Here is an 11,790-nt window from a genome sequence, read left to right on the forward strand (position 1 = left end):
CACCATGGAGCCACGTTATGAGCACAGCGCGGACAACCGCGAAGACGCGCAACGCCACCAGCGAAGCGAGCGATCGCTTTGCACGACCGATGATCACACTTCACTGGCTCATTGCGATCGCCATCATCGCGATGCTGTGCATCGGCTTTTACATGGTGAGTCTTCCGCGAGGCCTGCCGTTCAAGTCGACGCTCATCAACTTTCACAAGTCACTTGGCATGACCGTTTTCCTGCTGGTGCTGCTTCGCTTTTGGGCGCGGTTGGCTTATGGCCGACCGCCTTACCTGCCGATGCAGACGTGGCAACGCGCCGCCGCGAGCATCACGCAGGCTTTTTTATATGTTGGCATGGTGGCGATTCCGCTCACCGGCTATTTCGGCTCGTCGTTCAACAAGTTCGGGACGCGCTTTTGGGGCGTTCCGCTGCCGCAGTGGGGCTGGGACGATCAAAAGCTGCGGCGTGTCTTCTTCACTTTCCACGGCTTTCTGGCGTGGGCCATGGTCGTACTGATCGCGCTGCATTTTCTCGGCGCGCTCAAGCATCAATTGATTGACCGCGACGGCCTTTTGAAGAGAATGTGGCCGTGAAAACATGCCGGCTTCCCACATCGCGAGCGAGTGATCGAAGTGTTGCACGCAGCTTCGATGCTTTTGGGCGAGAGGACACACTAGAACAATTGTCTTTCGCAACGATGCGCCCCGGGGCATCGCCGGTCCACGAGAAGGAGAAAAAAAGCCATGACCGTCGACATTTCCGTCCTTCTGGTGGACGACCACGCTGTCGTGCGAGAAGGCTACAAGCGTTTGCTCGAACGCAGCCCCGACGTGAGCGTCGCGGGTGAAGCAGCGAACGCATCCGAGGCATATCAGAAATTTTGCGTGCTGCAACCGAATGTCGTGGTAATGGACCTCGCGTTGCCGGGCGCGAGCGGCATCGAAGCGATGCGGCGCATGCTCGCACGCGAACCGCACGCGCACGTGCTCATTTTCAGCGTACATGAGGAAGCGATTTTCGTGCGCCGAGCGCTCGATGCGGGCGCGCGCGGTTATGTGACCAAAGCGAGCGCGCCCGATGTGCTGGTCGAAGCCGTGCGTTCAGTGGCTCGACGCGAGCGCTATCTCAGTCCCGATATTTCGCAGGCGTTAGCCTTGCGCGCGACTATCCAGGAAGGGCCGCCGGGGCGGCAACTTTCCGCGCGGGAATTCGAAGTGCTGCGCCTGCTGGTACAGGGCTATACGCTGCCGAGCATCGCGGAGAAGCTGGGTTTGAGTCAAAAGACGGTGGCCAACCATCAATCCGCGATACGCCAGAAATTCGGTGCAAACAATGGGGTGCAACTAGCTCAAATCGCCAACCGTCTCGGCCTTCACTTTGCGGGATCGGACGATGCATCGTTTGCGCCTTCGTTGGGATCATTAATCGGCAACGGCAGTCCGGCCTGAACGGGCACACGCGCACAAAACAGAAAGCCTTCGCCCGGCCGGCTCGCGATGTGAAACTCTCCGCCAAGAGCCTCCACGCGCTCGCGCATGCCGATCAGGCCCAGTCCCTTTCGCGGCTGTGAAAGGTCGACGCCCGGCCCATCGTCGGTCATCGTGACGACGATTTCGCTTGAGCCATCAGCATTGCGTGGGCCGTGCGCCAGATAAATCTCGACTCGCGCATTTCGTGCGAACTTCGACACGTTCGTGAGCCCTTCCTGCACGAGCCGATAGAGCGTGATGTTGAGCGCGTCGCTTAAATGATCGAAATCCCCGTCAACAGCAAGCGCGAATGTGGCATCCGGCAAGCGCTCACGCCAGCCATCGACACAGTGCTCAAGAGCGGTCGGCACGCCGAACTCATCGAGCCCGATGGGCCTCAGCTTACGAATCATCCCGCCGATTTCGCGATAAACATGCGTCGCGCTTTGCATGAGCACAAGGGACAGCCGATGGATCTCTTCCTCGCGCCCCGCCGAGAGGTCGCGAATACGGCCGGCATCGAGCGTGATGGCATTGAGATATTGGCCGAGTTCGTCGTGCAGTTCACGCGCCAAATGACGGCGCTCAGTCTCTTGCGCGCATGTGGCTTCGTTTGCGAGACGCCTGTTTTCCACAAGCAAATGTTCGGCCTCCTCTTCCAGCACCCGGCGTCGCTGCGCCTCGCGGCGTGCCTCACAATAGCGCCGCCACGCAAACCAACCGAAACCCGCTGCAAGCACGAGCAATGTCACGGGCAATTCATCGAGCTGAAAACGTTCGGCGTTGCGCGTCAGTCGAAATATGAGCTCGCTGAAGTCGGATTCGGCAAACAACAGCCACGCCAGCGCCGTGACGGCCGACACGCAAGCCAGATCGCGCCGCACCGTGGAGCGTGATCCGTGCTTGCAAAGGTCAGCAGCGGCGCCTTTCGACGCCGCCGTGGACGATGAGGACACTGAATTGGATGGCATCACGGAATGCATTTTACGCGCGCCTGGTTCGGACTACGTGGGAAAGTCAGTGCATTTGGGAATGCTTCCCTGCATGATCGGGAAAGACTCCCGGTGGGCGCGGAGATTCTTATGCGACGCTTAAAAAAATAAACGCAAAAAGAATAGCCACAGGAAACATCGACGATGAAAAGCATGCCTTGCAATTCCGAGCCCGCGCATCCGTTGAAACCCCGAACGAGGTTGCAGCTTGTGTTTGTTGGAGCGATTGCGAGCCTCACCGTCGCAGCCCGGGCGCAGGCGGCGCCCGCTTCCGATTCCGCCGAGGGGCCCGCAGCCGCATCCACCGCTGCAATCGCGAGCCAGGCGGTGGCCGCAAGCACACCCAAAGCCGTTCTACCGACCATTGTGGTCGTCGGCACCACACCGCTCCTGGGCGTCGGCACGCCGCTCCAAAAGGTGCCGGCCAACGTGCAGACGATCAGGGGCAGCGAAATCGATGCTCAGCATTCGCCGACCGTCACCGATTATCTCGACAAGAACGTCGTCAGCGTGGATGTCAACGACGCGCAGGGCAACCCGCACCAGACCGACATCAACTATCGCGGCTTTACGGCCTCGCCGCTGCTCGGCACACCGCAGGGCCTCTCCGTGTTCATGGACGGCGTACGAATCAACGAACCGTTCGGCGATATCGTCAACTGGGATCTGATTCCGCAATCGGCGATCAACACGATACAGATCATCCCCGGTTCAAACCCGGTCTTCGGCCTGAATACGCTCGGCGGCGCGGTGGCGGTCACGACCAAGAATGGCCGCAGCAATCCGGGCGGCGATGTCGATATGAGCCTTGGCTCCTTTGGTCGCAAAGAGGGTCAGCTCGAGCAGGGCGGCGTGCTCGGCGATCATCTCGACTACTACTTCACCGCGAGCGTCACGAACGACAACGGCTGGGCCGCTCAAAATTCGAGCAAGATGCGTCAGGCCTTCGGCAAGCTGCGTTATACCGACGCCGATACGACCCTCTCTGTATCGATGGGCGGGGCCGACAATACACTCAACGGCACGCAGACGATCCCGCGCTCGTTCCTCGACAACTACACGCAGGCCTACACCTTCCCCGACACGAACGAAAACCAGGTTGGCTATTTGACGATCAATGGGGAACACTACTTGTCGCCGAACATCGAGCTGAGCGGCAATGTGTATTACCGGCACTATCGCAACAAGAACGTAAGCAGCAACGTCAACGACGACTACAATCCCGGCACGGATGGCGATGACGACATCGATCTCACCCAGGCGACCAACGAGCAGTCGGTGATCGTCACGGACAGCTACGGCGCGAGCCTGCAACTCACCTTGCTGAACAAGCTGTTTGGCAAAGACAACCAACTGATCCTCGGCGCGTCGGGCGATTTTGCCAATACGCACTTCACGCAGGCCACGCAATCGGCGGAATTCGAAGACAGCCGCGCGACGATGGGCACTGGGCCATACGTGCCAAACACCGATGCAAAGACGCGCAACGAAACCGGGGGCTTGTATTTCCAGGACACCTTTTCGTTTAACGAAAAATGGTCTATGACGCTCGCGGGCCGATACAACTGGGCAAAGGCGACCATCGGCGATGAAAGCGGCCTGCAGCCGCTGCTCGACGGGCAACACACGTTCTCGCGCTTCAATCCCGCGGTAGGCTTTAACTGGAACCCCACGTCCTGGTTCACGGCCTACGCGACTTATAACGAGGGCATGCGTTCACCGACGGCGATTGAACTCGCATGCGCGGATCCGAATGCACCGTGCTCGCTGCCAAACGATTTCATCGCAGACCCGGACCTGAAACCGGTGATTTCACGTACTTTCGAAGTCGGCGCGCGCGGCAAGATCGGCCGCTCGACGCAGTGGAGCGCGGCGGCTTATCGCACCACGCTCTCGGACGACATCCAGTTCATCGCAAGTCAGGGCGCGGCGAGCACGCTCGGGTATTTTCAGAACGTGGGCAAGACGCGCCGCCAGGGATTCGAACTCGCAGGCCGCACTCAATGGGGGCCGCTCGGCGTAGCCGCCAGCTACAGCTATATAGACGCGACCTATCTGTCGACGTGGGGCGAATCGAGTTCGAGCAATTCGAGTGCGAATGCGAACGGCAACATCACGGTGCATCCGGGCGATCGCATTCCCGGCATCCCGGCCAATACGGTAAAAGTGCGCCTTGACTACAAGGTACTGCCGCGGTGGAGCATCGGGACGAATCTCACGTATCGCAGCGATATCTTTGCGCGCGGGGATGAAGACAACAACGATGTAAATGGAACCGTCGCCGGCTATTTCCTCATGGATCTCGACACGACCTATAACGTGACCAAGCAACTTCAAATCTATGCGACGGTGCAGAACTTGCTCAACAAGCGCTACGCGAACTTCGCAATTCTCGGCGAGAACTTCTTTAATGGACCGAACCACACATTCAGCGGAACGGACACCACCAATGAGCAGTTTCTCGGTCTGGGGGCGCCGCGCGGCTTTTGGGTAGGCGTGCGTTACGCGTGGAATTGACGTTGAAGAAGAGCAAGCCGCGCGACTCAGCGCGGTCTGAATGGATTGTGACTCGCTGGCCGGCGCACCTGCGCGTCGGCCCTTATGTCGAGCTTCTCAGGTATCACCGGCCCACGATGGTGCCTGCACTCGGCGGGTACGTCACCACGCCCCATGCGAGCGGCAAATCACCGATCTGCTTTACAGTCTGATAGTTCGATGCATCTAGCACATAGACCGCGTTCGAGCGTCCGCAGGCAAGCAGAATCTTCGAGCCGTCGGGCGTGAAGCTGAAATGCCAACAACGCTGGCCGATGGCGACGTCGTTCTGATGTTCGAAGGTTGAGCCGTCGAACACCTGCAAGGTTTTGTCCCGTGCCGCCACCACGAGCAGGTGCTTGCCTGACGGGTCGAACGACACGCCGTACGGGCCCATCTTCGTTTCGACGGTCTTTACGATCTTCATCGTCGCGCCATCGAGCACAGCAAACTGATTAGTGTTCTCCAGCGTGACGACATATTCCTTGCCGTCCGGCGTCGCCTTGATGCCGCGTGGGCGCGATCCCTTTGGCAGACTTACCGAGCGCACCGGCTTGCCCGTGCGGACCCGATACACAGAGACCGTGTCATCGCCCTCGTTCGTTACGAGAATCAGCTTGCCGTCCGGCGAAAATTCCACGCCCTCGGTTTCGTGTCCGCTCTTCACCGAATGCGTGACCTTCATTGTCTTGAGATCGACGACGGCGATTTCGGCTGGCACCAAGTTCGCGTCGTCATCGCCTCCCTTCTCGGGCAGCCCCGGCTTGGGCCGACCGTGGTCTTCGCCTGGCTCGTAAGTCACATACGCGAAGCCGCCAAATACGCGCACAAACTCGGGGTTCTTTCCGATCTTTACGCGCCGCAGGACTTTGCCCGTCGACGTATTGATTTCAATGAGATCGCTCGTCGTCTTGCTCGCCACATAAAGACGCGTGCCATCCTTGTTCAGGCTCAGGCCGCGCGGGCCGTCCTTGCCCACGTCAAAGGTCTTCGCTAGCGTCAGGTCGGCGAGGTCGATCACGCCAACGCCAGCGGTCTCGCTGGTCACATAAGCGGTCGGTGCGGCGGCATGCGTAAGGCTTGCAGTGAGCGCGAGCCCGGGCGCTAAACCCGACAGGCACGCAATGCGCGCCACAGCCATTTTGAATCTGACTTGCATGGTCGTCTCCGGCGATTCGTTTTCGATCATTGCGTGAATGAACGTTCGCATGCCGCAAAATGCGCACGCACGTGCATTGCGGAACCAACTTAGCCCAATATCAAACGCGCTGGCAACGGCGCGCGGCGGGAGAAACTCCCGAATTTTGCGCGACTGTCTTTGCCCGGCCCACCGCGCCGCCGAAGGCGAGGCATTTCAATCCGCTGCGGCACGACGGATGAGAAGGAAGATATGACGACATAGTGCCCTCTCGACTGGGTTCAGGAGGTAGACCGCCGGTTCACTCGGCGGGCCTCCAGGGCTTGTGTTCGGAGAGCTATACTGCGGCGTCATCCGTTTTATTCACCAATCGGAAATCACACAGCTGGCGCTCGATGGGACACGTTCCTTCACCGCGTTGCTACATAGCGCATTGGCATGTTGAACCCGGCCCGGAGCGTTGGCCTGCCCTTACCTACATCCGGCCGGATCACGGAATAGCCGTGGGATGCTCGCGGTTTCTCTAACGAGGAATACGAACTGAGCGATCAATGCATTGAGATTGGGTCATCTCCGAAAAAGTAGGTTGCGCAGCGAATCAGAATGACGGCGTACCGCACCGATCATCGGTGGCTATCCTTTCCGGCCGGTTACGGCGGTGCTTCATTGAGGGTGCCGTATTTCAGGACCCGCAGCGACGCCTGCTCGACGCATGTCGCGCAGCACTCGAGACGCGTGGAGAGTAGAGCATGTCACACTTTCCCTTTCTTCAACGGTTGCGGCCGACGGGTGTACGTTCGGTACGGCTGACCACCGGACTGGTGGTGTTCACCTACGTGAGCACGCACCTCCTGAATCACTCGCTAGGGAATATCTCGCTCGCATGGATGGAGCGCGGTCTGCTGGTACAGAAATTCATCTGGCAGGGATGGCTTGGAACGGCCGTGCTGTACAGCGCGCTGGTGACGCATTTCTTCTTGGGTCTGTGGGCTTTGTACGAACGACGCTCGTTGTACTGGACTCCGGGTGAGGCGGCGCAACTCGTTCTCGGTCTTTGCATACCGCCGCTGTTGGCAAACCATCTTGTGAATACGCGGGTCGCCTTTGCCGAGTTCGGCCTGAACAAGGGCTACGAGCAGTTGCTGTACTCGTTCTGGATCGACTCGCCGTTCTTTGGCCGTGTGCAGCTGACGCTATTGGTGGTCGCCTGGCTACATGGGTGTTACGGTATCTGGTTCTGGTTGCGATTGAAACCATGGTTCGGAGCGTGGCGGAGCGTGCTGCTGAGTGCTACCGTCCTGCTCCCGGTGCTCGCGCTGCTCGGCTTCTTGCAGAGCGGACGGGAAGTGATCGCGCTTGCGCAAGATCCTCTTTGGCGGGCCGCGGCGGCCCGACCGACGATCGTCGGAACGGGATTGCAAAATCATTGGCTCGCCGAGCTTCGCAACGATTTTTTGCTCTTCGATGGTGGTGCGCTTCTGCTAGTGCTTGTCGCGAGGCTGGTACGCGCGGTGCGGGAGCGCCGGATCGGGCGGCTCTGCGTTATGTATCCAGATGGCCGAAGGGTATTCGCGCCGCTCGGATTTTCGGTGCTCGAGGCTAGCCGCATGGCCGGTATTCCCCATGCCAGCAGCTGCGGTGGGCGTGCCCGATGCACGTTATGCCGGGTACGCGTGCTCAGCGATGTGCCGCTACCCGCGCCTGCCGAGGCGGAGCGTCGCGTTCTGGAGCGGCTGGGAGCTGATTCGCAGACAGTGCGGCTCGCTTGTCAATTGCGGCCGGCCCATGATCTCTGTGTGTGGCCACTGGTGCCACCGGCAGCATCAACGGCCTTTTTGCATCGGCGCCAGCGGGACGTCATGCCGCAAGAGCGATTCGCAGCGTTCATGTTCGTGGATATGCGGGACTCAACCAGGCTTGCGGCGGCACAGTTACCATTCGACAGCCTGTTCGTGGTCAGTCGCTTCCTGAATGCGGTCAGCTCCGCAGTAGTCCAGGCGGGTGGCCTACCCAATCAGTTCCTAGGGGACGCAGTGCTCGCGATATTTGGCTTAAGCAGCGAGCCGTCCACCGCCTGTCGTCAGGCGCTCGGCGCAGTGCCGCTTGTGGCAGCCAATATCAACGAACTCAACGCTGCGCTCGAGCAGCAACTACAAGTGAAGATCCGATTTGGTATTGGATTGCACTGCGGCCGGGCAGTCATGGGGGAGATTGGTTTTCGCGAGCATTCCACATTCACTGCAATTGGTGACCCATTGAACGTGGCCTCGAGACTTGAGCAGTTGACAAAAGAGATCGGTTGCGAGGCGATCGTCTCAGAACAGGTCTTCCAGCACGCCGGCGTTTCAGCCGCAGGTCTGCCGCAGCTTGCCGCACGCCTGAGAGGCCGCGATGACCCGGTGCCGGTCCGTGTGCTGTCCAAGGCGGCGCAGATTCCTCGGGCGTAATGAGGCCCTCCACGCCACGCTCACGGACCTCGCAGTGTCGCTTGACACGCCCGAGCCGAAGGTCCCATATGAGTGCGTTCGTCGGGATACTAGCGAAGCGCGGAGACAGCCGGTTCAGGCGCCGAAGTAGAGATCGCAGAAGCTAACTGGGTCCGACACAACCGGTGGATCTTAGAGAGACGTTGTCTCGAGCGCCGAGCAGTTCCTCGCCTACGGGCACAAGGGGGGCGAATGAACAAGACACAAGCGCGCTTCGTCAGGCTTTGGTCGCGCTGCGGCGGTATTGACGCCGAAGCCGTCTACGACCGCCTGGTACAGCACTATGCTGAGCCTGGGCGCCACTATCATTCGCTGCCCCATGTCCGGCGGTGCCTTTGCGATCTCGACTGGGCACGCATTGCGATCCCCGATCCCGATGCGGTCGAGCTGGCGCTGTGGTGCCACGACGTGGTCTACGTACCGGGAGCGCCGGACAACGAGCAACGCAGCGCCGACTGGGTTCGGCGCTGGGCGCAGGGCCGCATTGCTGCGACCGAACGCGTGGCCGACATGATCCTCGCCACCGTGCACACAGCTGTGCCGAACGATCCTGATGCACGCTTCACTGCGGACATCGATCTGGCCGACCTCGGTATCGACCGCGCGTGTTTTATCCGCGATGAAGCATCCCTTAGGGCGGAGCGGCCGGATCTCGACAACGCCGCTTATGATCGCCATGTGCGCGCGTTTCTCAGTGCCTTGCTGGCGCGTGAGTACGTCTACCATACCGAGACATTCCGTGCCCGCTGCGAAGCCCGTGCCCGTTCGAATCTTTGCTGGCGGCTTGCTCGACCCGCCGTGGACTGATGAGTCACCGGCCGCCGCGTCGATCAGAAGATCAGGGAGCCGCACGATGGACGCACAACAAACCGCAGCCACATCGCACACCACACGCCGCATTAACGTAGCGTTACAAGGCGGCGGCAGCCACGGCGCCTTCAGTTGGGGGGTACTCGACCGTCTGCTCGAAGACGCCCGCATCGAAATCGACGGCATCAGCGGTACCAGCGCTGGCGCCATGAATGCCACCGTGCTGGCCTACGGCCTCGTCAGCGGGGGACAAGATCGAGCGCGCCGCGCGCTCGAAACGTTCTGGCGAAAGATCTCCGAACTGGCCGCGACGAATCCTCTGCAACATGCCTGGCTCAACAGCGTGACGGGCTGCGCCAATATGGATCTTTCGCCCGCATGGCTGATTTTCGACTTTTTCACGCGCCTCTATTCCCCGTATCAGCTCAACCCCTGCAACCTGAATCCGTTGCACAACGTACTCACGGAAACGGTCGATTTCGAAGTACTGCGGGGAAACACCGACATCAAACTGTTCTTGTGCGCAACCAATGTGCTGAGCGGACGCATACGCGTGTTCTCCACTAAAGAGATCTCCGTGCAGGCCGTACTGGCCTCGAGTTGCCTGCCGCAGCTTTTCCAGGCCGTTGAAATTGACGGCGAATATTTCTGGGACGGTGGTTACATGGGCAATCCGCCAATCTATCCGCTCATCTATGAGACGGACACGAGTGACGTGCTGATCATTCGCATCAACCCCATCCGCATTCCCAGGGTGCCCAGGACTGCGTATGAAATTCTCGATCGCGTCAATACGCTCAGTTTCAACTCGTCGTTGATGCGCGAAATGCGTGCTGTTGACTTCGTTACGCGACTGATCGACGAAGGGGCGCTCGACGGTGCGCGCTACCGCCGCATGCTGGTCCATAGCATCGATGCTGAGGAGGAAATGTCGCAGCTTGATGCGTCGAGCAAATTTAATGCGGATTGGAGCTTTCTGTGCAAGATGTTTGAACTGGGGCGCTCTCGGGCCGATGCCTGGTTAGACATGAATTTCGATGCGTTGGGACAACGTTCGTCGGCGAATATTGTTGAGATGTTCCTCTAAGGGCAGGAAGACGTTTGCGTGGGTGCATTCAAATTTGCATTTGTCGACGCTGTGACACTTTTTATTTTCCGCCGACACTTTACGTTGGCTTCACGATTGATCTCACAAATAAAAACTGTCAAAAAACAACCACGACCCACCTGGATTTCGCGTCTCGTCAAGAATTGTCAAAATTTCCGATGTCAACGCGCGCGTCACTGAGTGAAAAACAAAAAATGTCAAATTTTTCCCGCGCCGCACCAGAACCGGCATCGGACGGGCCCGAATTTTGCCGTCGGATCAATAGATGGCCAGCGCGGATAGGTTCAAAACAAGTTCTGTGTCGGGCACAGCCAACTCCGGTTGACTGTTCGAATTGCCATACTGGACTTTGGGAGCCCTATAATCAATAAACAGCCAATACTCAGATTGTTCTAATAATTCGCACGGTGACATCGGATGGCTGAAGGTCTGACGGAAAGCAGAATCCTCTATTTCTACGAGGCGGTTCGATTCGGAACCATCCGCGCCGCGGCTGACTGGCTGAATGTGGCACCGTCCGCTGTGAGCCGCCAGATTGGCGTGTTGGAGGGCGAACTGGACGCGACACTCGTGGAGCGCCATGCTCGCGGTGTCAAGCCAACGGAGGCGGGACAGTTTGTCATCGAGTATTTCCGGGAGCAGATGGCTCACCGGGACGACTTGCTCTCGCGCCTCCAGGAACTCCGAGGTCTGCGAACTGGGCACGTCAACGTCGTTCTGGGCGAGGGCTTCGTCTCTGACGTGCTGTCGGGCCCAATGCAGCAGTTTTACAAGCAATTTCCCGGCATCAAGGTCAACCTCGACCTGGCCGGGACGAACGAGGTGATGCGGAAAATCACCGAGGATGAAGGCGAGATTGGGCTTGTGTACAACCCGCCTCCCGAGCCCAAGATTGTTTCGCGCGCGTCGGCCATGCAACCATTGATGGCCATTGTGGGCCCGGGTTTTCCCCGGGTCGCCCGCGAGAAACCGATGACCGTGCAGGAATTGGCATCGTTCCCGCTCGCAGCGACGCATGCTTCGCATGGCACAAGACAGATGCTCCAGGCCGTGGAGTTCGCCGAAAAGATTCGTCTCGACCCAGTCGTCACGACGAACTCAATCGCCATCCTCAAACAATTCGTCAAATCGGGGCTGGGAATCGCATGTCTGCCCGCCTTCTCCGTTTCGACTGAACTGGATGCGGGCGAACTCGTCGCCATCCCCATCGACCATCCCTTGCTCGCGAACGCGGAAGGTCACGCGGGTAGGCAGAAAG

Annotated in this window: 9 protein-coding genes; 7 read left to right on the forward strand and 2 right to left on the reverse strand. The window is 59.3% G+C overall.

Annotated elements, in window-relative coordinates:
* Positions 1–17: 17 nt before the first annotated feature.
* A complete protein-coding gene (locus VL598_RS08730; protein ID WP_325326307.1) occupies positions 18–587 on the forward strand; it encodes a cytochrome b in 570 nt (189 codons plus the stop codon).
* Positions 588–737: 150 nt separating this feature from the next.
* Entirely contained in the window at positions 738–1,442 is a 705-nt protein-coding gene (locus VL598_RS08735) for a response regulator transcription factor (RefSeq protein WP_325326308.1), read from the forward strand.
* Here VL598_RS08735 and VL598_RS08740 read toward each other — a convergent pair.
* On the reverse strand, positions 1,367–2,434 hold the full coding sequence (locus VL598_RS08740) for a sensor histidine kinase (protein ID WP_325326309.1): 1,068 nt from the start codon (positions 2,432–2,434) through the stop codon (positions 1,367–1,369). The genes VL598_RS08735 and VL598_RS08740 overlap by 76 nt on opposite strands.
* Before the next feature lie 165 nt (positions 2,435–2,599).
* Here VL598_RS08740 and VL598_RS08745 point away from each other — a divergent pair, with 165 nt between their 5' ends.
* Complete coding sequence (locus tag VL598_RS08745) at positions 2,600–4,972, forward strand: TonB-dependent receptor (RefSeq protein ID WP_325326310.1); 2,373 nt, start codon at positions 2,600–2,602, stop codon at positions 4,970–4,972.
* Between the two features lie 103 nt (positions 4,973–5,075).
* Here the strand turns inward: VL598_RS08745 and VL598_RS08750 are convergent, their stop codons facing one another.
* Entirely contained in the window at positions 5,076–6,149 is a 1,074-nt protein-coding gene (locus tag VL598_RS08750; RefSeq protein ID WP_414718682.1) for a beta-propeller fold lactonase family protein, read from the reverse strand.
* Positions 6,150–6,952: 803 nt separating this feature from the next.
* On the opposite strand from VL598_RS08750, the gene VL598_RS08755 reads away from it, so the two are divergent.
* The 4 genes from VL598_RS08755 to VL598_RS08770 form a co-directional block, all read left to right on the forward strand.
* Positions 6,953–8,575, forward strand: coding sequence for an adenylate/guanylate cyclase domain-containing protein (locus VL598_RS08755; RefSeq protein ID WP_325326311.1), 1,623 nt, complete (start codon positions 6,953–6,955; stop codon positions 8,573–8,575).
* A gap of 231 nt (positions 8,576–8,806) precedes the next feature.
* The gene (locus VL598_RS08760; RefSeq protein ID WP_325326312.1) at positions 8,807–9,421 is read left to right on the forward strand and encodes a hypothetical protein; all 615 of its coding nucleotides are present in this window, start codon (positions 8,807–8,809) and stop codon (positions 9,419–9,421) included.
* Between the two features lie 46 nt (positions 9,422–9,467).
* Positions 9,468–10,511, forward strand: coding sequence for a patatin-like phospholipase family protein (locus tag VL598_RS08765; RefSeq protein WP_325326313.1), 1,044 nt, complete (start codon positions 9,468–9,470; stop codon positions 10,509–10,511).
* 438 nt (positions 10,512–10,949) lie between these two features.
* On the forward strand, positions 10,950–11,790 hold an 841-nt coding region (locus tag VL598_RS08770; RefSeq protein ID WP_325326314.1), incomplete at its 3' end, for a LysR family transcriptional regulator.

This window comes from Trinickia sp. (genome assembly GCF_035492435.1).
Lineage (GTDB): Bacteria > Pseudomonadota > Gammaproteobacteria > Burkholderiales > Burkholderiaceae > Trinickia.

Bases quoted from the DNA above. Each gene is read 5' to 3' on its own strand.
- VL598_RS08730 (WP_325326307.1), top strand. From the start codon at position 18: ATGAGCACAGCGCGGACAACCGCGAAGACGCGCAACGCCACCAGCGAA.
- VL598_RS08735 (WP_325326308.1), top strand. From the start codon at position 738: ATGACCGTCGACATTTCCGTCCTTCTGGTGGACGACCACGCTGTCGTG.
- VL598_RS08740 (WP_325326309.1), bottom strand. From the start codon at position 2,434: ATGCCATCCAATTCAGTGTCCTCATCGTCCACGGCGGCGTCGAAAGGC.
- VL598_RS08745 (WP_325326310.1), top strand. From the start codon at position 2,600: ATGAAAAGCATGCCTTGCAATTCCGAGCCCGCGCATCCGTTGAAACCC.
- VL598_RS08750 (WP_414718682.1), bottom strand. From the start codon at position 6,149: ATGCAAGTCAGATTCAAAATGGCTGTGGCGCGCATTGCGTGCCTGTCG.
- VL598_RS08760 (WP_325326312.1), top strand. From the start codon at position 8,807: ATGAACAAGACACAAGCGCGCTTCGTCAGGCTTTGGTCGCGCTGCGGC.
- VL598_RS08765 (WP_325326313.1), top strand. From the start codon at position 9,468: ATGGACGCACAACAAACCGCAGCCACATCGCACACCACACGCCGCATT.